Origin of the sequence: Mesorhizobium sp. C268A (genome assembly GCF_040324475.1) — a bacterium.
Classification (GTDB): domain Bacteria; phylum Pseudomonadota; class Alphaproteobacteria; order Rhizobiales; family Rhizobiaceae; genus Mesorhizobium.
This window is the reverse complement of record NZ_JAMYVX010000001.1, coordinates 1,370,441-1,392,570: the sequence shown is the minus strand read 5'-3', so window position 1 is coordinate 1,392,570 and position 22,130 is coordinate 1,370,441. Positions and strand designations below refer to the sequence as shown.

17 protein-coding genes are annotated in these 22,130 nt (G+C 57.9%); 16 read left to right on the top strand and 1 reads right to left on the bottom strand.

Going from position 1 to position 22,130, the window contains the following annotated elements; all coding sequences use genetic code 11:
- The first annotated feature begins 23 nt into the window (after positions 1–23).
- The 4 genes from NKL06_RS06955 (at position 24) to NKL06_RS06940 (ending at position 5,906) form a co-directional block, all read left to right on the top strand.
- A complete protein-coding gene (locus NKL06_RS06955) occupies positions 24–2,168 on the top strand; it encodes a S8 family peptidase (RefSeq protein ID WP_023808237.1) in 2,145 nt (714 codons plus the stop codon).
- A gap of 15 nt (positions 2,169–2,183) precedes the next feature.
- Positions 2,184–3,386 (top strand): ComEC/Rec2 family competence protein, encoded by a 1,203-nt coding sequence (locus NKL06_RS06950; RefSeq protein WP_023692675.1) that lies wholly within the window; start codon positions 2,184–2,186, stop codon positions 3,384–3,386.
- Positions 3,387–3,892: 506 nt separating this feature from the next.
- On the top strand, positions 3,893–5,308 hold the full coding sequence (locus tag NKL06_RS06945; RefSeq protein WP_023808238.1) for a hypothetical protein: 1,416 nt from the start codon (positions 3,893–3,895) through the stop codon (positions 5,306–5,308).
- Between the two features lie 331 nt (positions 5,309–5,639).
- A complete protein-coding gene (locus NKL06_RS06940) occupies positions 5,640–5,906 on the top strand; it encodes a hypothetical protein (RefSeq protein ID WP_023692677.1) in 267 nt (88 codons plus the stop codon).
- Between the two features lie 213 nt (positions 5,907–6,119).
- On the opposite strand, the gene NKL06_RS06935 is transcribed toward NKL06_RS06940, so the two are convergent.
- Complete coding sequence (locus tag NKL06_RS06935; protein WP_023692678.1) at positions 6,120–7,151, bottom strand: heme-binding protein; 1,032 nt, start codon at positions 7,149–7,151, stop codon at positions 6,120–6,122.
- A gap of 1,012 nt (positions 7,152–8,163) precedes the next feature.
- On the opposite strand from NKL06_RS06935, the gene NKL06_RS06930 reads away from it, so the two are divergent.
- The 12 genes from NKL06_RS06930 (at position 8,164) to NKL06_RS06875 (ending at position 22,127) form a co-directional block, all read left to right on the top strand.
- Positions 8,164–9,138 (top strand): trypsin-like serine peptidase, encoded by a 975-nt coding sequence (locus tag NKL06_RS06930; protein WP_023692680.1) that lies wholly within the window; start codon positions 8,164–8,166, stop codon positions 9,136–9,138.
- Positions 9,139–9,227: 89 nt separating this feature from the next.
- Positions 9,228–10,859, top strand: a complete 1,632-nt coding sequence (locus tag NKL06_RS06925; RefSeq protein ID WP_023692681.1) for a hypothetical protein — start codon at positions 9,228–9,230, stop codon at positions 10,857–10,859.
- Positions 10,856–12,184 carry a radical SAM/SPASM domain-containing protein gene (locus NKL06_RS06920; protein ID WP_023692682.1) on the top strand — a complete coding sequence of 443 codons (1,329 nt, stop codon included), beginning with the start codon at positions 10,856–10,858 and terminating at the stop codon, positions 12,182–12,184. The genes NKL06_RS06925 and NKL06_RS06920 overlap by 4 nt, the downstream gene beginning before the upstream one ends.
- Positions 12,185–13,933: a ferritin-like domain-containing protein gene (locus tag NKL06_RS06915; RefSeq protein WP_155927448.1), complete on the top strand. Its 1,749-nt coding sequence runs from the start codon at positions 12,185–12,187 to the stop codon at positions 13,931–13,933.
- A 9-nt stretch (positions 13,934–13,942) separates the two neighbouring features.
- Entirely contained in the window at positions 13,943–14,989 is a 1,047-nt protein-coding gene (locus NKL06_RS06910; RefSeq protein WP_023692684.1) for an FAD-dependent monooxygenase family protein, read from the top strand.
- A gap of 103 nt (positions 14,990–15,092) precedes the next feature.
- Complete coding sequence (locus NKL06_RS06905) at positions 15,093–16,640, top strand: C25 family cysteine peptidase (protein ID WP_023808240.1); 1,548 nt, start codon at positions 15,093–15,095, stop codon at positions 16,638–16,640.
- A 4-nt stretch (positions 16,641–16,644) separates the two neighbouring features.
- Positions 16,645–16,890 (top strand): hypothetical protein, encoded by a 246-nt coding sequence (locus NKL06_RS06900; RefSeq protein WP_023692686.1) that lies wholly within the window; start codon positions 16,645–16,647, stop codon positions 16,888–16,890.
- A gap of 635 nt (positions 16,891–17,525) precedes the next feature.
- The gene (locus NKL06_RS06895; protein ID WP_023692687.1) at positions 17,526–18,965 is read left to right on the top strand and encodes a hypothetical protein; all 1,440 of its coding nucleotides are present in this window, start codon (positions 17,526–17,528) and stop codon (positions 18,963–18,965) included.
- Positions 18,958–19,776, top strand: a complete 819-nt coding sequence (locus NKL06_RS06890) for a hypothetical protein (RefSeq protein WP_023692688.1) — start codon at positions 18,958–18,960, stop codon at positions 19,774–19,776. Before NKL06_RS06895 ends, NKL06_RS06890 begins: the two co-directional genes overlap by 8 nt.
- Positions 19,776–21,089, top strand: a complete 1,314-nt coding sequence (locus NKL06_RS06885; protein ID WP_023692689.1) for a methyl-accepting chemotaxis protein — start codon at positions 19,776–19,778, stop codon at positions 21,087–21,089. Before NKL06_RS06890 ends, NKL06_RS06885 begins: the two co-directional genes overlap by 1 nt.
- Positions 21,086–21,586 (top strand): hypothetical protein, encoded by a 501-nt coding sequence (locus NKL06_RS06880; protein WP_245267118.1) that lies wholly within the window; start codon positions 21,086–21,088, stop codon positions 21,584–21,586. The genes NKL06_RS06885 and NKL06_RS06880 overlap by 4 nt, the downstream gene beginning before the upstream one ends.
- Positions 21,552–22,127 (top strand): OmpA family protein, encoded by a 576-nt coding sequence (locus NKL06_RS06875; protein ID WP_050587062.1) that lies wholly within the window; start codon positions 21,552–21,554, stop codon positions 22,125–22,127. The genes NKL06_RS06880 and NKL06_RS06875 overlap by 35 nt, the downstream gene beginning before the upstream one ends.
- Positions 22,128–22,130 lie beyond the last annotated feature (3 nt).

Below are 22,130 nucleotides of genomic sequence, written 5' to 3'. Positions count from 1 at the left end.
GGAACGGCGGATGGAGGGGAAACATGACAACTCCGGTGAGATGGCCAGTTCTCGATGACGACACGTTACGTCGCTTCGTGATCCAGACGTTTGGTCACGCGCGACGAACTCAGGATAGCCCCATAGCTCCGGATGTCTGGATTGCGCTCATCCGTCGTGCCGAACGCGTTGCAAAGGCGCGTCATGCGGACAAATCACTGCCCGACGACAAGGTCGACATCCTTATTACGCCATGGCGAGGCGCCTCACCGGGGGAAATAGCATCTTATTTGCGCGAGGCACCTCGTGACCGCCATGATATTCACGTCGAAATGGTCGCCCTAAACAGCGGGTTTGTCGTCGCGGCTGTCGATCTTGGTACGGTCATCCAGCTCGTCATACCCATGACGGATTGGTGGCAAGGTCTGTCGGAGCGGTTCTGGACCAACTTGACCGACTACAAATCCTATTCGGATCTAGAAAAATCTGGCGACCCATTGTCCAGGATCCTTAGCAAGTGCCGCAACGACGGCATTCAATATTTCCGGCTGGCAGCAGTCGCCGGCTTCGCTCAGGCTTTGAAGGGAGCCAACGCTGCCGATGCGAGAAAGCTGATCGGCATCATCCGAAAATTCGCGGCGTTGTCGAGACACGGGGGGGCGAGTGAGTTTGAAAATCTCGGTCAGGATCGTTTCGATTTCGCCAGCGTAAAAGAGCCCATGGCCGAGGATCTCATGAGCCTGATCTGGCCGTTTGAGTATGCCTTCGCTGCACCGCTGAGCGGCCGCGCTCAACTACGAGATGACCGCGATTTCGAGTCGTTGTCGCCGTCGAGCGAAAGCCTCAGCCGGAAAGTCAAAAAGGTTTTGAGAGAACCCCAGGTTTACGCCGTCAATCTCAATCGCCCCGCCGCGCCGATGCTGTTCGACTCGAGACGAACTGTAAAGGCGGATGCGGCGCAGAGATTGTTTGAGATCGACACCAGCGCCATGACTTACGCGGTTATCGATGGTGGCATAGATGCGCTTCATCCAGCGTTTCTCAATTGGAACGACCCAGACCTCGAAAAAGGCATTGCGGACGCCAAAGCTAAGGATGCGGTTGAAGAATTTATTCCGACGATCGATCAAACGTGTGGTCCATCCGAGAAGTATGAAAGGCTTAAGCGCTCGCGGATCATCAAGACATACGATTTCACACGTCTGAGGGTCATCCAGAATGCGGCCTATATGCCAAATAACCCCAATCTGCCGCCCGACATCCTCGCGATCCTGAACAATCCGGCATTTGCAGATAATATTGACCATCTACGCAAGCGGGGTGACTTCGCCAGGGATCTCGACTGGGCGATCATCGAACCGTTGATCGAAATTCCACACGATACTGCTGAGGCCTACAAGGTGCCGTTGAGCAGTCATGGTACGCATGTCGCGGGCATCCTAGCCGCGAGACTCGAGAAACCCGAAGACATCAGAACGCCGCTGATTGGCATGTGCCCTGACCTTAGGATTTTGGACCTTCGGGTATTTGACGACGAGGGGCGTAGCGAGGAATTCACCATTCTGAGCGCTGTCGAATTTGTGGGATGGCTGAACCGGAACCGGGACTATCCGGTCGTACATGGCGCCAACCTGTCTCTGGCGTTGCGCCACTACGTCGACAGCTATGCTTGCGGACGGACGCCCATTTGCGAAGCATGTAACCGGCTGGCCGATTCCGGCACTGTGGTCGTGGTAGCGGCTGGCAACACCGGATTCGACAGCGAAGCCAAGCAACAAAGCATGGGTCGTGGATATCGCCAGATAACCATTACTGATCCTGGCAATGCCGACGGCGTGATCACCGTCGGCTCGACCCATCGACGCGATCCGCATGCTTACGGCGTCAGCTATTTTTCAAGCCGCGGACCGACCGGGGACGGTCGCCGCAAGCCTGATCTCGTCGCACCGGGTGAAAAGATCACCTCCAGCGTCCCTGGGGGTAAGACTGAGAGCATGGACGGCACCTCGATGGCAGCTCCGCATGTCAGCGGGGCTGCAGTACTGCTGATGGCACGAAATCCGGAACTCATAGGCCGGCCAGCGCGAATCAAAGAGATACTGATGCGCACGGCAACTGATCTCGGTCGGGAGCGCGACTTCCAAGGCGCTGGGCTGGTCGACGTCCTGCGCGCTCTCCAGTCCATCTGAAAAGGGAAACGCCAAATGGTCATTTTCGAAGCACTCAACGCCCTCTATGGCGACTGCCTGATCTTGCGTTACGACGATCCCAAAAAAGCGAAGCGTGTATGGATTATCGACGGGGGTCCGCGCAACACAGCTGTTGGCGGCAAGACGGTGTCCGTCTGGAAAGATGTTCTTTTGCCACGTCTGCAGCAGATCAGCTCCACCAAGCCCTTCACTGTCGACCTCGGTATGGTTAGTCACATTGACGACGACCATATCAACGGGATTGAAAGGCTTACCGATGAACTCGTACATGCCTTGCCCCACCCTGGGGACGTGGCGTTTCGCCGCTTTTGGTTCAACTCGTTCGACGAAATAGTTGGACCCGCGCCGGCCGGGCAGGTTGAGTCAAGCGGTGCGCTTGCGTTGCAGCTTTCCACTGCGGCGGCAGGCTTATTTCCGGGGGGCGCGTTCAGCCCTGACGGGGAGGCTGTCATCCAGAGTATTCCCCAGGGCAACAAGCTGGCAGCTAGTCTGCGTTCGCTCAAACTGCAGGGCAACGATCCCCTTGGTGGGTTGATCGCTGCGCGTGCGGGACAGATCGGGATCGACATCGACGGGGCGACTGTCACGATCATCGGCCCGCTTCAGAACCGGCTAGATGCTCTGCGCGATGCATGGCGCAAGGCTCTCGAGGCGACCACCGAGTCGGCGCGAGTTGCCGCGCTTCAAGGGCTTTTCGCGACACAATTGGATATCTCTGTTCCCAACCTGTCCTCGATCGTTGTTCTCGTCGAAGTCTCCGGAAAAAGCCTGTTGCTGACAGGCGACGCACGCGGCGATGACATTGTGTCCGGATGGAAGCAACTCAACCTGCCGGATTCGGCTCGAAAGCTCGATCTGATAAAAATGCCGCATCACGGCAGTTTCGCGAATAGCCCGCAGGAGTTCCTACAATTCTTCGAAGCGGAGCATTATGTCTTTTCAGCTGACGGGCACTATGAAAATCCGGATCCACCGGTTGTAGAAGGTCTAATCAGTATTCATTCGAAGCGTAGCGTTGTGCTCTATTTCACAAATTCGAATATCACCTGGAAGAAGCCCTACAAACTCGCAAAAGGTGGTGCAAAAGTATCAACCCTAACTGACCTGCTTGTCGAGCTTCAAGCTGCATATCCCGGTCCCTGGAAGTGGCAATTTAGGCCATCTAACAGTCTTTCCGTCGAGATTCCGATCGAGTAACGCGATAATCGATGCGCGCTGTGGACTTAGGCATGCGAGCGTCGTTTGGCGGCCATTTACCGGCGCCCAGGCGGCCAAGATCATGCACTCACAGATCGCTCGGCATGTACCGTCCTTCGCGCCGGTCTTGCGAACGTTCGCGACGGAGGCAATGAGCCCGGGCCACCGGAATGGCAATCGGCACGGCGGTGGTAGCGCGTCCGTGCGGCGCGGGCGCACAAACGAAGCGCGGAGGCTCGGGCGTGTCGCATTGGCTTGTGGCCAGAGAGGGGCAGCGCCCCTTGGCTCCCTGGGGCACGCGCACCTCTAGGAATGCAGTTTAGGGCAGCCCGAAACACCATAGTTGTGAAAGGGTATCGCTCTAGTCACAGCGACAATTTCATGTCATGCTATCCTAGAAATAGATTGAATATAGCGCGCTAGCACTTGCAGCATGACATATGCCAGTGTCTGCCGGAGTGCCCAGAAAATACATCCTAGTTTTCTCGTGCAGATGGAGGCGCATTGTGAACAAGTCGTGGTTCGTATCCAACGCTTTTTCACGGGTTGTATATTCGGCTGCCGTGCTTGCGTTCCTTTGCACCTCGGCACATACCCAACAAGATGACCCCGTTGCTTATGTTGGGCATGGCGGGTTTTTCAATAGTCAAGGTCACCAGATATACATCACGAAGTCCTTCATCGATGAGAGCTTGCGCTATTACGAGGAACAGCTGACCAAGATCGCTGGCAGCGATACCGTTGCAAAAATCCAAACATTAAAGAATGAAGTCGACAATATCCCTGCCTCGACACCCCAGGACAAACTGTTACTGCGTACTGCATTCTTGTCATCAATTGCTTCAGCATTGAGCGGTACGGATGCCAAGAAAATAAGAGTCAAATTGCAAGCGTTGAGCGACGCTATGGCCGTCATCGTCCCGGACGCGGATCTGCGTGACGCCAATAAGGGGGTTCTGCCGCCAGTCAGGAGGTTTGTGCCGGACAAGGCTGTCGGCGACTTCCTGAAGCGTCAAGCGCTGCTGTCAAGTCCGATTTCCGGCTTCTCCATAAGCGCGAGTTCTGGTCAAAAGTATCTGGACGAATGTAGTGCCAATGGCGTGCCCATACCTCCTCCTATTGGGAAAATAGATCCGGATGGCAAGATCGGGTGGAAAAGCTTGGGCTTTATACCACCCAATTTACAGTTTATCGTGGGAACGCCGGCAGAGGTGCGGGTTTATAGCGCTGGCAATCCGGAAGGAATGTGCTTTGCGCTTCCGCGCTATAGGGACGATAGCCTCCAAGAGATCATCTTGGACGGTGCAATCTGTATGGGGCAGTTGTCGTCCAAGGTATGCATTTGGGACAACCAAATGCCCATGCTCGACGAGAGCGGAAATACCATCGTACGCGGATTTCCGTTCTCGACTACGGATATGATCCCGATAGGCGTTCCGGATTTGGCCGTGGATCCCCAGGGACGGTTTCAGGCAGGTGGTGCAGAGATTGAGTTCGGCACCGGCGGTACATGCACAAGTTGCCACGCCGGCGAGAACCCTTTTATTGTCCATCCCAAGGTAGATCTCGGTGGAGGTTTGCTTATGGGACGGCTCAACAAGCCTCCGCTCAATCTGCCAACGTTTTCCACCAACCGGTACGATCCCTTGGTTGGTGCGTCGTGGCCCCAGAACAGCGTCTCGATGGCTGCAGCAAAAGTTCCGGGCGATTGTTCCGGCTGCCACGAAAAGGACGGGGCAGCGGGTCGATTGCCTCTGTTGTCCCTTGAGCTAAATGAATACTGCGGAATTCTGAAACTCGCCATTGAGAAGACAATGCCTCCGTCGGCACCGGGTAGTCTGAAAGATTCACCAGATGTTGTCCAACTCCTAAAGCACTGTGACCTCCCGCCGGATACGGCTAATGCGGATCCCACACCGTAAATACCGTGTCATTACGTGCTGAGGGTTGCCTCTTGCGGGATAAACGCCATGGGGCTTAAGGGGGGCTCTTCGACGAGTCGGTGCCCCCGGGGCAATGCCGGAGGCCGTTGCCGTTAATACGATAAGGGCCGCGGCTTTCAGGGGCACCGGCAGGTGGCGCTGTCCTCGGCGGCGGCCTGAATGCATCAACGTCAAAGACCGGCCAATCCTCACATTCACCAGCCACCTGCTGCTCAGCCAGTAAGGCGATGCTCGACTGGGCGCCCATCGCATGGACCCTCGCCAACCTGTGGGACGCGATGCTGGATGCCGGCGACACGACCAGCGATGTGTGTTTCCGGGCGAAAAAGGGCGAGGCAATTCCTTTGAGATCAGCATAACCGCAGTCGAGGATGCCAAGGGCGACATTTCCATCCGGCTTGCCCCCGCGACCCTGAACGCGAACGGCGAGCTGAAAAGCATCAGGGGCAACACCATTGCGGTGACGTTCGTCCCGCACAACTTCGCGAAGCCGTTTCCGCGCCGCCCGCCGGCACCCAAGCCCGGCGACCCCGATGACCAAAACATTTACCGCCGCGGGGCTCAGAAGAGCGGTTAGCCGCCCCGACCACCTCGACGACATTCATTCAAGTTTGCCGGGCGAGAAGACGATCACCGTGCCCGCTCGTAGTTGGGCGTTCTAGCCGATTTCCGGTTCTCCCTCAGGACGCGCATGAGCACGTCTGCTTTTTGGGATGATGGTCTGGTTATCAAACATCTGCGATGAGGCGCAAAGCTCCGAAATCACTTGGTATGAGCGAGGCCCGGAACGTTACGCGACTGTCGATGGATCGATCGGCCGGAGGGTGGCCACGGTGACATGGGGCCAGCTCAGCCCATTAAAGTCCAGGATCACGCGCTGCGTGTACTGTAGCTGCAACAGAGGCTTGCCATCCTTGTCGGCGCCCCTCTCGATCCAGAAGACCGCGCTAACGCGGGGTGTGTTGGCATTGGGTCCGCCGGCGGGCGGCACACCCTTGCCGGCCAGGAAGGCAATATTGGCGGTGCCGCCGCCGACATCCGGCACGGAGCCTGGCAATGTCGAGTCGCTCGACAGGACCAGAACCACGGTTTCGGTAATGGTTTGATCCGCCAACACGTCGGTCAGGAAAAGGTTTGGGTTGTCGAGGTGGGCCTGATCTAGCTCGGCCACCCGCGTCAGATCAGTTCGCGAGTCCGTCGGCGTCGACAGATCCTGCTCGGCAAACGGGAGCAAGTCAGTGACGCCGTCATCGACGCTTCCGATCCGGAATGGCACGATAGAGGTCGGTTCGATCCTCGGCTCCGGTGCGGTGAACGAACGACCCTGCATGTTGATCGTGGTGCCGTGTGGAATAGAACCCATGCGCACTACGGTTTCAGATTCCCCGGGATTTTCTGTCTCGGGCACGTTGTTAAACACGCCGGGTTCGAAATGCTGACCAGTGTTGTCGAAACTATCATTGATCGTCTGCAAATAAGCTACCCCACCCAGGAATATATCTTTCTGCAGCAACCCTCTGTTGGCGATGCCCGTCGGACCGCTTATGTCGGTAAAGGACAGCGTCTCGTCGGTCATGTTTAGCTGCAGAAAGTGCGGCTGGTTGCCAAAGCCGGGGGTCACGTCGGGCTTGTTCGGCCGCCAGATCATGTTGAACCCCGGTCCCTTCCAAGTACGCTGGGCGTTTCCTGCTGGTTCGTCGCCACACAGTTCTCGCAGCAGGCCCAGGAAGTCGACTTCCGATATCGCTTTGGCAGTGGTCTTGGGTACTGCAGGCGCGCCGGAGTGCTTCTGATTGAACTTGAAATCCGTCTGTATGGGCATCTCAACTCCTCATGACACAGCAGGCCAATTTTTTCATAAAGCAGCTTCAGTAGTCGCCTTGTAGACCACTATAGGCTTGGTCAACTTTAATCGAAATGGACCGCTTTTCCCCTAGCGGTAGTCCATAAAATGACAGTAGATTTACGGTACGTCAACAAGATCTCATAAATATTTATCGCGTCGTGCCGATGCTCTATGAGCAGCGCGAAAATCTTCATCTCTATTATGTAATGCAAACCCATAAGTTATTGAAATTGTTTGTTTGATGACCCGAAAATGAGTCGCAGGGTGGTTATGAATCGACAGTTTATTTGACTTGTTTCTGAAGCGGCTGGAGACGCCAACCTGAACACGTGCCGGCAGATAGCGGTCCCGGTTCGCCAAGTCGCTGAAGTCGCTGAAGTCGCAGATGCCGTTGAGCTCCGGTAAGTTCAATCGACGTGCGGTTGCCGAGCTTGTTCACGGCTTCCAGCGGGTGTCTGCGCGCCGCCGGCGAGAGGGCAGCTGAATGTAACTGTCTATATATGCAATTATAAGAATCATATTAGTAACTTAGCTACATAGAATATGCTGAGCGATCTCGCGACTAGCACTCTAGACACAACGTTTGCTTTTGGCGGTAGGGCATTCCGCTGCTTGAGCCGTCGCAACAGAGGATCGGCTCTTCGGCGGCGATCATGACGAGCCAGATGGGTCAGCCTTAGGGGCCGCCGCGTCGGAACGATCGAATTAATACGCGTCGTGGATGCTCCATCACGCCATCTCAAAGAATAATTGACCTCCTTTTTTTAGTGTGATTTGCTAGATTCAAATACTTTGGTGCCTTAAGGGGGCGCAGAGGCTTGTTTGCCGAGCTGTTACAAGGAGAGCCCACCGACACGAGAGCGACAACGATGCATTGTTTCGGTGAGTTGTCGCTTCAGATGTGTATGTATGTGGCGTCAAAAGTTTTGAAGTGGCCAAGAGACTAGGGTAAGAAAGCTGGCGCAGATGCGCTGCATGGGAGGGTGGCATGTCTGAAGATATCAAGCTCGAGTCCTATTCCATTTCGGAGCTGAGAGAAGAACTTCGTTCGCGAGAAATCTTTGCGAAGCTTGCTCCCGGCGCGCAACCAGACGCAAAGGACGGAGCTACCAAATCGGTGCTAGCTTCTGCAGACTCCAAGGCCGTCGTCGCGACACTGTCCGCGAAGCAGAAGGGCATATATGGCGTCGATGACCGCAAGGACTACTATGAGTTTGTCGATGACCTCGAACGCACGCTTGCCGAAAGCGTGGCGGCGTTGTTTAGGGATGCCGGCGTAACATCCAATGGAGACGGGACGTCCAGTCTGTTTACTATTCCTCTTTCCCGATCACAGGGGGTCTGCGGCGGAGAGCGTTTCGCAGAACAGCCAACGGGAGCATTCTGTACGGGATTTCTCGTGGCACCGGACGTGATGGCCACTGCGGGACATTGCATCAACGAGGCGAACGTCGGCACAGTAAGGTTCGTTTTCGGGTTCCGGATGACCGACGCGAACAACACGACGCTGAACATTCCCGACAAGGATATTTACTCCGGCAAGGAAATGATCGGCTGGATGCTCAATACGGGCTCCGGCGAAGACTGGGCGCTTGTTCGGTTGGATCGGGCCGTTCCGGATCGCGCCGTGCTGGGGCTCCGTACGTCGGGGCGCATCGCTGACGACGCGCCTGTGTTCGTGATGGGACATCCATCGGGCCTGCCGCTGAAGTACGCTGATGGTTCGAACGTGCGCGACAACACAGCGCTTACCTACTTCATAGCGAATCTGGATACGTACGGAGGCAACTCGGGTTCGCCTGTTTTCGGCGCCGATGGTGTCGTCGAGGGGATCTTGGTTCGCGGCGGCACAGATTACGTGGCCAACGGGAACTGCTTCGTGTCGCTGGTTTGCCCGACGAGCGGCTGCCGCGGCGAGGATTGTACGAGAATTACCGAGATCGCCGAGGCGTTGTCGGCCTGAGAATCGCGGCTCGACGGCCCAAACTTCAGAGCCCAGTTCAGATCGATTTCCGCGGCGATCCGAAGGATCGTGCGTATGGGAGGGTGTCAATGACGAACGATATCAGGCGTCTCTTCATAACTCCTCCCATGGTGGTCGCCCGCCTTGGCAGCAGTACCTCTGCCGTGGAGGCCTATGCCTGGGCGGATGTGGACGTGCCCCGATACGACGGCAAGACTACGCTCGTTCCTGAGTGGACGCTCGCGGTCGAACCTGACGGCAGTCTTAGACCTTACATGCCGACGGATATCAGTTTTCGCGACGGCGACCGCATCCGGCCAGTCGCTCCTTTCTTTGAGATTTGGTCGAGCACTGGCGCAGAGGGTTCGGCACCGGACACCTGGGTCGATGCACCGCTCTCGGAGAAAATGCTCGGCGACAACGGATTTCAGCTGGCGGACGTCGTTCTAAGTGTCTCGGCCGCCAACCGTAAGGCCGCGAGGCGCGCGGGAAATCCGGCGCTTGTGTTCGGAACCAATACTCCGATGGAACTGACGGGCGCCGATCACGGCAAGCACTTCATCGAAGGACGCTCGCCTCCGTCCACCCGGCCGATGATTCCCGAAAACAAAAGCATTCCATTGGGCCATGTGCAGTTTCTCAGGGCCACGGGGAATGCGGAAGGACACCCTTGGTTCGGCGACGTCGACTTAGAGACGCTGAGGTTCCGCTTTTGGCCCGCGACGGGCAAATTCTACGGTCCGCCGCAGGCCGCCGAGACCCGGCCCGAACTTGGCCGTGATCAGCCTGCGGTTCGCAAGGAGAATGCGTTCCTGGACGATCAAGCGGGTTGGTACGGTGCGTCTACGCTCCCGATCGTGGCTCCTCCTGACACTTACGACTCGATCGACTCGAACACCGGATCCACTGGACCGTCGCTGGGAGTCGTGGACGACACCTGCGAGGTTCACTTCGAAGTACGGCTTGCTGGAGAAGCCGGGGAAAACATTCGGCCGGGACGTGCGGCTGCATTCGTGGCGCCGCCGGATTTCGCGCCGGACCGCAGGCCCTTTCTTTCGGTCGCCGACGAGTTCAACGACCGCTCGGGAGATTGGAAACGACGAAACGACGATATCAACGGGGAGGAACTGGACGCCTGGATCGAGGATTTCTTCGAACGCGTCTACGAAACCGTCTCTCTTTTCAATCTGGACGACTACGTCCTCAGACGAGCGATCGAGATACCGACGGCGGATCTGAAGCCCGACGACCTGGACAAGGGAAATCGGCCGAGACCGGAGTTTGCGCTCGGGGGAAGAGACCCGTTGCGCAATCCGATCTTTTCCCTCCCCGGTTCCACGCAGCAGCTGCCCCTGCCGCTCACCAGTCACGCCAGAATGCGGCATCGTGACCTGGCCGACCTTCAAGGCCTGGAAAGGCTTGTCGGCTCGACGCCAAATCGCATTCTCGACTTGGTGAGACCTCCGTTTTTCATCGGACCGGACGAGAGCCGGGGCGCTTCGTCCATGCAGATGCCTCCCTTTATGCGGCAGTCGAATGCAGAGCCGCTGACCGTCGTAGGCTGGCAGCATGAGCTCTTGAAGAAATGGGTCGCCTATACGCGGACCAAGCCCAAGGGCGTTCCGGCGCCCGTCACGGAGATCTCGGAGAAATCAGCGCGTCGGAAGGAGGCAGTTCTGGCATCGCTTGAAGGCGGCAAGAAGAAGGGATCACCTAGATGAAGATGCATGCCCAGGCAATTTCCGGCGGCCCCGATTACATGCGGTTCCGGTCGTCGGTCGGAGACCACATCCTGGTGGTCCCTTACTCGCGCTTGTTCGACGTGCCTCCGGAGCTGTCCGCTTCCTGGGATCGCGATGCGGAAGGAATCGACGATGTCGTGTCCGCGATGGGGGAGACAACGCCCCTCGAAGAAGAATTGTCGACGATCCCTTTGCCCGAGCCGCAAAGCATATCCCTGAACGTCTCGTCCTCGTGCAATCTGTCATGCGGCTACTGTTATGCAGACCGAGGAGGGTTTTCGGGCAAGCAGACCTCCAGGATGGATGCGGAAACGGCATTCCGGGCGATCGACGGACTTTTTTCACGCGCCGTCCACGACGCCCCGGTCACCATCGGATTTCTGGGCGGCGAGCCGCTGATGAACCGGAAGCTCGTACGCGATGCAGTGCAATACGCTTCGTTCATCGGCGCGAGCCGTGGTCTGGATGTGCGCTTTTCGATTACCACTAACGGTACATTGGTGACGGACGAGGATGTGGCGATGTTCAGATCTCACAGGTTCGCCGTCACGGTCAGCGTCGACGGGGACCGCGAGCGCCACGACGCGCAACGGCCCGACCCCCGCGGCCGTGGTTCCCACGAGATCCTGGAGCGGAAACTGGCGCCACTTCTCGACAAGCCGGGTCTGGCTCAAGTCGCTGCACGGATGTCGGTTCGCCGGAACGGAACCGATCTGCAGAGCCAGTTCGATTCGGTGTTGGGAATCGGCTTCAAGGAGGTCGGAATATCGCCGTTGCGAAAGACTGCGGACGACAGCGGTTTCGGAGATGCCGACTATGTGGCTTACCTGTCAGATCTCGCTGGCGTTGCTTCAGGCGAGGTGGTTAGAGCGAAGGCCGGAATGCCGATCAGACTGACCAATCTGGTGATCGCTTTGAGGCAGATCCACCGGGGTTGGGCTTCGCCCTTCTCCTGCGGCGCCGGAGGCGGGTATTTCTCTGTAGGTGCCGACGGCAAGTGGTATGCATGTCATCGCGCCATAGGCGACGACGAGTTCGAGCTGGGCGATTCGTCCGGCATCGACCGAGATCGTAGAGCCGGATTTCTTTCGGCGCGTCATGTCCATAATCAGACCGATTGTCGAAGCTGCTGGGCTCGATACCTCTGTTCCGGCGGATGCCATCAGGAAGCGAGCACGCGAACAGTCGCAAGCTGTGACTTCGTGCGCGATTGGCTGACCTTCTGTCTCAAGACGTACTGCGAACTGACCGCCGCTCCTTACACTCGTTTCGAGCCCGCCTCTATTGGCGTAGTGGAGATCTGAATGTCATTCGACGAAGGCAAACTGCTCCCAAGAAATGTCACCGCACATCGGCGGCTCTCGAATCCCGCTACGGGAAAGCATCGAATAGCCGGAAATCCCGCCTCGTCGCGGCTCGAGTCCGGCGTCGGCAACTGTTATCCCGGGCTCGAATGCGATGTGCGAAATCTGGAGCGACGCTTTGTCCCTTTCATGGAGATGGACGCAGTGGCGGTGGTACGCGAAATTCGCCTGGTGAGTGTTGATCTCGGCGCGGCACTCCAGGCGGCACGTGCGGGCGAGATAACGCGCGAGGATTTCGAAGTGTACCAGACACTTTCCGACGACCTGGGGGATGGCGCGGCTGCTGTTGTCAGCAGGCTGGAGGGATCATTCGGGGTACTGGGGGAGTTGGCGTTCGACCTTTCCCAGCTGAATGACAAGAGCAACGGACCGAACAGAAGGCCTCCCGACAGCTGGACCGCGGTCCGGATGCTGACCGAGGGAGCGCCTCTGAAGGTCTCGTTCACGCGGGGCGACGGAACGGGGGTTACGCTTAATACGAAGCGGGAAAGATACCTCGACGACGAAGGCGCGTTGTCATCGATATTCCTGCCGGGCGAGATGAGCCAGTCGCTCTGTAGCCCGTGGACGCACGATTTCCGGGATTGCGGCTGTCATTATTGGGCAAGCAATCATCCAGATATCGTCCAGCCCGTCTATCCCGCCGGAGGGTCTGGTGCGCAGGACCAGAAGTGGACCGTTTCCGTGCCTTGGCAAAGGGCGGATCGCGTGGTCCGCGACGAACCGCCCCCATCGGCGGGCCCGTTCAGGCCCGATGGCGCGCTCGACCATCACGAGATCAACCACCGTTGGGAGGAATTGCATTTTGTCATCAACACGCGCGAGACGACCTCGCCGTTCCGCCCAGGAGTCGTGCATGGAGCTCCGCTTCCGAATAGAGCCGTGCTACTCAGGCACCTGCGGTACGCCGCCGGCGTCGAACTTGCGGTGGCTCACGAGTATCTAGCGGCCGCGTTCTCGTTCAAGCCTGACGGCGATCCGTCGCTCGCCGGAGACGACGCTCTCGCAGACAGCATACGGGCTGCTCGAGCGGAGATCATGCGTATCGCGATCGGGGAGATGAGACATACGCGGGCCGTCAACGACGTCATCCGCGCCATCAGTCCGCCCGGGGCTTTCAAGCCTGCGCTACAGGTCGCCGATGCGCTGCCGCGTCCCGGGGGCGGTCACCGCCCGGTGGTCCCAAGAGTAGCGTCCCGGGCCGCGATAGACGACTTTATCGATATCGAAGCGCCTTCGGCCGGAGTGGACGGCTTATATATGGACATTCTCGCGACACTGGAAAATCCGCCTTCGGACATGCCGGAGGGCGTCGCGAAGGAATGGGCCGAAGCCGTCAGCTCAATAATCGCGGAAGGCGAAGACCACTTCCAGACTTTTCTCGATATCAGGGAATGGCTGGGCGCTTACCAGGAGGCCAAGTACCTCAGGGACCCCGCGGCCACGCAACCTGATGCTGCTCAGCCTGACCATGTCGCTCTGCAAGCCGCGTATCTCGGCGTGCTCGACGACCTCCACACGGGCTATACGAAAGGTCGCTTCCAGGGTGCTACGGAGATCAACGAAGCGCGCCGGGATATGGTCGGCGCAGGCCTCAGTTCGTTGGCATCGGCTGTCGCGGCGGGGGGCTTCATCGTGGTATTCAACGTCGTAGCGGATCCGCGGTTCGCACCGATCTCGCCTCCATGAGCGGGTGACATGGGCACAGCTCGCAAACTGCTTGTGTTGGGCGGCGGGCCGGTAGGCCTGATGGCCACTATCTGCGCTCGTCGGAACGGAATGGAGGCGGAGGTCCGCAGCTCCGTCTGGCCGTCGCAGGGGGATGCAGCGACGCTCGAAAGCGTTCCGTCGCAGACCATGGCGTTGCTTGTCGAAACCGGCGTCTTCCCACGCTCTGTAGGAGTGGACAAGGTATTTACCGAACAGATGCGCCAATGGAACCGGATCGGCCCTTCGCGGAAGATGACGACGGGGCGCGTTCACCTAAGCCGTCCGGAACTCGATATTGCGCTTCTCGAACTAGCAGAAAGTCTCGGGGTCGTACTCACGACGGAACGGGTCGATCGGAATACAGCGCTGGAACACGCAGAAGACGGAGAGACGGTCTTCGACGCCTCGGGGCGGAGCAGCGTCACCGCTTCGGCTGTCAGCAAGCCGCGCAGACCGATCGTGGGTCGCCAATGGCTCTTTGAGACAAACGAGGCGACGGTCGCCACTTTCGGGATCGGCGCGGGGAAAGGCGGATACTTCTACCGCATGGGCAATGCCCATCGGATCTGCCTAGGCGTCGTCGGCAACGGTGCGTTGATGCGCAGCGCCTGGCCGGAAGTTCGCGCCGAAGTGGCCGAGACCGCGGCATGGCTTGTCCACGACCTGCCTGCGGAGTTCGCTGAAATCGGGCGCTCCGGAGCCACGACGATGCAATGGTCGAACGGCCGTCGGGAACCGCTGCAGATCGGCGATGCCGTCATGGCACAGGACGCATTGTCGTCCCAGGGGCTTGCGGTCGGGCTGGTTGACGCGGTCCAGTCAGTGCTTGCCCATCTCGGCCGCCCGGCGACTGCTTTGCCCGCTGACCGCAGCCGAACGATTTCCAGCGGGCGTTCGCTCGTCGCGGAGATCGTAGCGATGTCATCCTTTGCGGGCGATCCGCTCTGGGTCGAATACCTCGAGTTCTTGGACGGCGACGAATGGAAGATCGGTAATCCGACGCGGACCGGTATGAGTGCGGTCTACCCGGGATAAGGCCTTGGCCTGGCCAGCTAGTAGTCTCGGATTCGCGGTCGGTTGCGCCGCTGGGACGCGACGGGCCGGGAGCCCACGGCGATATCAGATAGGGGAGTAGGAAATGGCACCGGTTCACAAGGCGATAGTTTCCAACAATCTAGCCCTTCGGGCCAAATATGGCGCGGCAGGTGCCGCCGCCATCTACATCGCCTTGGGTCGAATGGTCGCTCATGACGCGACGCGGGGACTTACGACGCAAGTCTTTGATATAGACAACCTGGCCCACATGACGGTGGTGCATGGCAAACCGGTCATCGGTCCCAAAGACGAGCGGGGAGCGAAAGAGGCCGTCGATGCCATTCACGGATCTCTCGCGTGCGATTACATCATGCTTCTCGACGGTCCGGACATCATTCCACATATCGAACTCAATCCCATTTCCGGCATCATGGACCGCGACAGAACGATCCCGAGCGACCTGCCGTACGCGTCGCCCAGCCCTTTCAGCAAAGTCGCCGCCAACTTTCTGAACGTGACAAGGGTGGTCGGCCGACTTCCCGCATGTGTCGGCGAAATGAACCATTTGATCCTTGTCGGCCTGATCGACAAATGCATCGCTCACGCGCCTTTGCCCTCACAGACCTTCAGTCCTTTTTTCTCGATAAGTGCAGACATATGGCAGATATCCACCCAACTTAGCCTGAACGCCGTTTTCGGCAGCGCCGCTGGCCTGTACCTGTCCGGACCCAGCGGTCATAACCTTATCGATCCGTCGCTCGTCAGCAAAGCGCACTTCATCAACTGCCATGGAAACTCCGGCGACTTCCGTTTCTACGGCGAAGATGCTGCCGGCGCATTCAGCGATGCGATGGATTCCAGCAAGATACCCCCGGGCGCTATCAGCCCCGGCGCCGTCGCAGCCGCTGAATGCTGTTACGGCGCTCAACTCTACAATTATCTTCTTCTCGGAAGAGCGAAACCGATCTGCATGGATTACATGATGCAGGGGGCCGCTTCCTTTCTCGGTTCGACAAACGTGTCCTACGGGCCCGCTTCGTCGAACGGGCAGGCCGATCTGATTTGCCAGGTCTTTATCCAACGGGTGCTCGGCGGCGCGTCTTCGGGGCGAGCCCTGCTGCAGGCTCGCCAGAATTTCATCCTGACACAAGTGATGTCCATTGCCACCAATCTCAAGACGATCGCACAGTTCCTGCTGCTGGGTGATCCTTCGATATGCCCGGCGACAGCCGAAAAAGCACTGGTGGACGGGGGCGTGGCGGTTCCGAAAACGATGGCCATTCCGGCAGACGAAGCGAGCGAAAGGAAATCGCGCCGGATCGCGCTCGCCAGTCAGGGAGAGTCGATCGCTTCGGCCGCGACCCGCCCCGGAAGACGGTTGAGCGGTTCGTCGCCAGCGGTAGCCCGCTTCACGGAGATCGCGCGCGCACAAGGCATGTCCAATGTCGAGGTCTTCAGCGTCACCGGGGGGCCTGCCTTCCAGGCAGCAAAAGCGGCTATGAAAGGCGACCGTAGAGTCGTCGTGGCGACGAAGGAGACGGTTCACGATGTGAAAGACAAGTTGGACCGAAATTTCGTTACCTATCGCGTGCTCATCGGGCATATAATCGACGACGGCCTATTCAACGTCGAAGAATGCGAAAGCAGGTAGCGATATGAATTTCGAACGCGTGACGATCACTGGGAAAGTGACTTCGGAGCGTACCGATATCGGCTCGAAGAGCGAACGCGACGCCGTCGTTCTGGAGACCGACGAGGGTCAAAAGTTTGTGCTCCAGAGGCAAACCGGGCCTTCTTACGGAGACCACGCACTGGATAAGCTGGTGGGAGAAAAGATTACTACGAATGGCTTCGCCGATGGTGACACGCTTATCATGGAGGATTGGGAGGTGTCGCGTTAGGCCACGTGTCGTCCTAGCTCGAAGCTGGGCGCACTTACGAAGTCGGTCCCGCAATAAGCTTTCGCAGTTCTGCGATACCTGGCGCAAACGCGCAGACTGCGCCGGTGGCATGCACCCAATTGCTGTCAAGCAACGTTCGCACGTGACCTTGATCCGCAACTTTCTCACCAAAGCACGGCCCGGCGCTACACGCACGCCGACCAGAGGATCTATTCTCGGCGACCGCAGCGGAGCGAACGTGGCGTTGTCGTGTAGGAACGGATCGTCGCGCGGATTCACCTTGCGGATATGCGCGAAGTAAGAACAGGAATAGCCTTCTTGATCGCCCGGGCCAGGTCGTTGCTGGCGTAAAGTGGCAACTGGTATTGATGGGCTGCTGCAATTGGATCTACGATGGCGTGACCTTCAACCTCCTTCGCCACACAGGTGGCCGGGGATCGGGTGTGTTGCCTGGCCCCAACCATTAACCGTGAGGCCACTGCCAACAGCAGCTATCATCATCTTACATCAGACAATCGTCTCCTGAGCAGCGGGCGGCAGAGTTGTGAAGACGCAGTTGCCCTTTGCTCCTACTGTGCATAGAAGCCATTTGTGTTGGGGCAAATGTATGAAAATCTGAGTGCGGGGCGCGTGCGGTGGGATCAAAATTCGAAAAACTAAATAAATTGCGAGAGTCTCTGCTGGACGCAAATCACGATTTCCGCGCTACTACCCAATTGTTCAATAGCCTGGATGTCGCGAAAATTGATCGCGAAATGGCTCTCGCAGGTCGTGGAACGCAGCGGGGAGAGGCGAACCAACCTCCGAAGGCGGCCAAGACTTTCGACGATGTTGAGCACATGGTGATCGAGAGGGTCGAGGACGAAAAGAAGGCCGCACACCACACCCTCGAGGACAGCCTACAGCTTCTGTCCGGACGACTGGCTGGCCTCGACTTTGAAGAGCAGTTTGGTCTGATCCGTCAGGCGAACGCCGCCAGTGTTTCCGATTTCAAGGCCTCGATCGCGGTGGGCCTGGACGAACTTCACGGCCTGCGCAAATCGCTCAACGATGCGGAGAAGGAACACGACTGGTTCAAACAGAAGCACGGGCTTGTCCGCGCTGTGAGGGTTCAGCACGGCGCGGCCCATGTTTTCCGAGTCTCCCTGCTAATCTTCCTGTTCCTCATCGAAACGGCGATGAACGGAAACTTCCTTTCGAAAGGAAATGAACAGGGGTTCTTTGGCGGGCTCCTCGAAGCCGCCGCGTTCTCGTTTTTGAACATCGGCGCCGCTCTGCTTTTCGCAATATTCTGTGCACGCCTGGTGACCCACAGATCGTTTTTCGTCAAGCTGATCGGCGCGCTGTCGATAGTGGCCTATATCGGCTTGGCATTGACCATAAACTTGGCGCTTGCGCACTACCGCGAGGTTAGCGGGTCCTTTGTGGACGGAGCTGGCGTCGAGGTCGTGCGCAGCATGCTCGCCAATCCGGCTGGCCTTATGGACGTGAAATCCTGGCTTCTGTTCGGCATCGGTCTCATGTTTTCGATTTTTGCATTTATCGACGGCTGGTTCGTTCTCGACCCATACCCAGGCTATGCGGGTGTCGAAAACAGATTGGTCGCTCGCAGGGAAGACTACATCGAGCGCAAGAGCGAGCTCATCGAGGCTCTGCAAGAGGTGCGCGATGAGCACAACGAGAAGGTGGAGGACATCGTCAAGCGGCTGGGGAGCAGACGCAGGGAGCATCGGGCGATCATCGATCATCGGTCGAGGCTGCTGACGCTCTTTGTGCAGCATCAAGACCAGCTGGAGCGAGCCTGCAACCAGCTTCTCGCAAAGTACAGGGAGGCCAATATCCAGGCCCGCACAGAGCCAGCGCCAAAACATTTTGCCACGCCCTACAGACTCGAGCGCATAAAACCCCTGATATCGTCCGACGATGAATGGAGCGAGAAGGACCTAGGCGCCTCAATTCGTGACGCGCAGGAAGAACTCAACGCTCAGGTGCGGCTCATCGGGCTGGAATGCGAGCGGGGGATCGAACAGTACCGAGATCTCGACAAGCTTCATCCGGACAGCGTGAATGGCTAGGCGGGGCCGCAGAAGAAAGAATGGCAGTGGCGGCACCATTGTGGCAGCAGTTGGATTGGCCGTGCTGTCGGCTGCGATGCTGGCCGGTTTTGTTTGGATGTGGTCGAGATCCGGGAAGGACCAAATCGACGCCAGCACGAATTGCCCGTTGGGCGGTCCTGTAAGCCTGACGGCGGTCTTGATCGACGCCACCGACCCGATTTCGCCAATAACCATGGCCGATTTGAAGAATGAATTCCGTAAGACCATTGGGCGCGTCGAGCCCGGCGGCTATCTGAGGATATTGACGCTGGGCCCGACCCCCGGCGACCTGACTGTCATGTTTGATGGATGCAACCCGGGCGATGGCTCGACGGTCGACAGCTGGACGAACAATCCGTCCCGGCGGCAGAAGAAATGGGAAAATGCATTCGAGGACCCTCTGACGAAGCTTCCCGACCAGATTCCCAATGGAGAATCCGCTAGCCAATCTCCAATCATGGCCGGAATTCAGAAAATAAAACTGTCATTATTCGATAGCGGTTTGGCGAAAGAGAAGACCGCAAAGCGAATAATAGTCGTGTCGGATATGATTGAACATACGGCGCTGTACTCACAATATCGTTCGGGTCTCGATTATCAGAAGTACCTTGATAGTTCGGCTGACAGGACCTACGGGACATCGCTTGATGGCGTGGGGGTTACGATACTCTATGTCGATAGGGCGAAGAAGCCATTTGGCTCTTTCGAACATGCAGAGTTCTGGACCCGGTGGGTTCAAGGTCATCATGGCGAGTTTGAGAAGCTGGTAGGGTTGGAGGGGTTAAACTGATGGCCAAGAAGCGAGGGGAGTCCTTCTTGGGACATCCGAGCCTGCCCCTTGTCGTCTTTGCGACACTAACCCTGGGCGGCTGTGTGTTCATCGCAATAGCCAAGCTGTCGGGCGTAGACCCGATAATGGCGGCGAGCGCACCGGTATGCCTGATGCTCATCTATCTTGCCGCGTCCGTCTTCACCGGCAAGCTGCGGCTCCACGATGAGCAGACTGGCGACAATCTCTACTACATGGGTTTCCTGTTTACGTTGACGAGTCTCGGCGTATCGCTGTTTCAGTTTGGTTCCGAAGGATCCACCGACACAATCGTGAGGAACTTTGGTATCGCGGTGACGTCGACGATCACGGGCATTGCTCTGCGGATCTTTTACAATCAGATGCGCCGCGATCCTGCCGACATCGAACGGACGGCCAGGCACGAACTCGCGGATATGACGCGTCGTGTAAGAGCTGAGATGGAAAGTGTAACCAGGGAATTCGCTGACTTTCGCCGCGTCAGCAATCAGATGTTGGAGGAGGGTTTTGCCGAAATTGCCGTTCAAGCGGAGCGGAACGGAGAGCACATAAGATCGGCGCTGGATAAAATCGCGATGGAATCGATCAAACCGGTTCAGGAAGCCTCGGGAAAGCTCAGCACCGCTTTGAGCGACAATTTTGGGCAGATCGAAAGTCAGTTCTCGTCGATCGCACAGCGGGTCGAGGCGGCAGCCGATCTGCTCGACAAAGCCAACAGCTCAATGTCGTCTTCAGTTGGTAGACTGGGTGAACAGGCCGACAGCGTAGCCACCAAGTTGGAAAAGGTTGTCGTCCCTGATGAGGTCCTTAAGAACGATCTGGCGCCGATGGTAAAACTCCTTGGCAGCGCTGTCGCTCAGTATGCTGTCAAAACAGAGACGGCTTCGCAGGAACAGCAAGCCCGCATGGCTGGCATCGTCGATGCTGTGGCAAAAGTGGCGGCAGGTGTGGAAAGGGCTGTGGCAGCCGCGGAGCAAACAGCGGAGAGCGTCCAAGCGCAACAGCGCTTGACCCAGGCGCTTGCTGCAGTGGTGCAAAAGCAAAGCAAGGACACCGGAGACCTTGTCGCAACCCTGGCAGGAAGAACCCTTCACGCGCCGAAGCCTGCCCCCCCTCTCAACGCACCTATCGCGATAGAACAGCCGCGGACAGATATGGCCGCAAATGACACCGTCGAGAGCGCACCGATCAAGGTCGAGCCTGAGCCCCAACCAGACGCTTTCCAATCTCTGGGAAGCGAGCCTCCTGCAGAACGAACGGAACCGCCTAAGCGAACCAGTTGGTGGGGCAGGTGAGTGACGCTGGCGGGACTTCGGTCGCCTTCGAGCGCAAGGGTTACGGCCGCGGTTTGATACTGGGCCTAACCATGGCCGAGACAATGCTCCTTTTGGTGTTCTGCCTGCTGCTTGCTGCCGGTGCCATCATTGGCAAAAAGCAGAAGGAGACCGATGAGGCGGTGAGAGCAGCTCAATCAAGCAAGGAAAATGCGCAAAAGCTCGATGCTGAAAACAAGCGGCTTCTGGCTCAGATAAAAGCGGTGTTTCAGCCCGCGAGCGGACGAGCCCTTCCCGACGAAGAATGGCGCGAGCTGGTCCTGGCCAAGGATGCTGTTAAGTCGGTCAGGGAAGCAGGGATTTCCCTGGAGGAGGCCGTGCGAAATGCCCCTGTCGCGAAGGTCCTTGCGGACAACGACATAAGCGTTGATCAGGCCAAGGCCATGGTAGATGCGGCGAAGGTCTTGAAAGAATTTGGTTACATTGGCACCGACAAAGGGCTGCAGGATCCTGACTGATGCGCTCAAGAAGGCTGCAAAGCCGGCGCAGGCAGCAAAACCTCACGATTGGCCGCCGATCATTAGTCTCAGCGAACTGGATGGCTATAATTTCGATACCGGAAGCGCAGAGCTCTCGGATCCGTTCAAAACAAAGTTGCGCGATCTTTCAAAGACAATCGCGGGCATTGCAACGTCGTACGGTGTCGACGTGATTGAGGTCATCGGACACACGGATGAGCAGGCAATGGCGGGCGAATTCTCCAACATGGACAAGGGGCTCCAACCGGTTTTGTCGGGCAAAGTGGAAATTGGCTCGCTCCATCCAGCAGACAATGCCGGCCTTGGGCTGGCGCGAGCGATTTCCGTGACGAGCATCCTCAGCGACATGCCCGAATTGAAGGGGTTCACGATTCTGCCGATGTCCGGCGGTCAGCTCATATTGCCCGGCGATCATCTCACTGACGGAGCGCAGATGGGCGATGTGAGGGCTCGAAGACGCATTGAGATTAGGGTGAGGCAGCGGTCCAAATTGGCGCCCGTTGGTGGCGCCAAGCCATGAATG

Excerpts from the sequence above, each read along its gene's own strand:
- NKL06_RS06955 (WP_023808237.1), top strand. The coding sequence starts at position 24 with ATGACAACTCCGGTGAGATGGCCAGTTCTCGATGACGACACGTTACGT.
- NKL06_RS06950 (WP_023692675.1), top strand. The coding sequence starts at position 2,184 with ATGGTCATTTTCGAAGCACTCAACGCCCTCTATGGCGACTGCCTGATC.
- NKL06_RS06935 (WP_023692678.1), bottom strand. The coding sequence starts at position 7,151 with ATGCCCATACAGACGGATTTCAAGTTCAATCAGAAGCACTCCGGCGCG.
- NKL06_RS06930 (WP_023692680.1), top strand. The coding sequence starts at position 8,164 with ATGTCTGAAGATATCAAGCTCGAGTCCTATTCCATTTCGGAGCTGAGA.
- NKL06_RS06925 (WP_023692681.1), top strand. The coding sequence starts at position 9,228 with ATGACGAACGATATCAGGCGTCTCTTCATAACTCCTCCCATGGTGGTC.
- NKL06_RS06920 (WP_023692682.1), top strand. The coding sequence starts at position 10,856 with ATGAAGATGCATGCCCAGGCAATTTCCGGCGGCCCCGATTACATGCGG.
- NKL06_RS06915 (WP_155927448.1), top strand. The coding sequence starts at position 12,185 with ATGTCATTCGACGAAGGCAAACTGCTCCCAAGAAATGTCACCGCACAT.
- NKL06_RS06910 (WP_023692684.1), top strand. The coding sequence starts at position 13,943 with ATGGGCACAGCTCGCAAACTGCTTGTGTTGGGCGGCGGGCCGGTAGGC.
- NKL06_RS06905 (WP_023808240.1), top strand. The coding sequence starts at position 15,093 with ATGGCACCGGTTCACAAGGCGATAGTTTCCAACAATCTAGCCCTTCGG.
- NKL06_RS06900 (WP_023692686.1), top strand. The coding sequence starts at position 16,645 with ATGAATTTCGAACGCGTGACGATCACTGGGAAAGTGACTTCGGAGCGT.
- NKL06_RS06890 (WP_023692688.1), top strand. The coding sequence starts at position 18,958 with ATGGCTAGGCGGGGCCGCAGAAGAAAGAATGGCAGTGGCGGCACCATT.
- NKL06_RS06885 (WP_023692689.1), top strand. The coding sequence starts at position 19,776 with ATGGCCAAGAAGCGAGGGGAGTCCTTCTTGGGACATCCGAGCCTGCCC.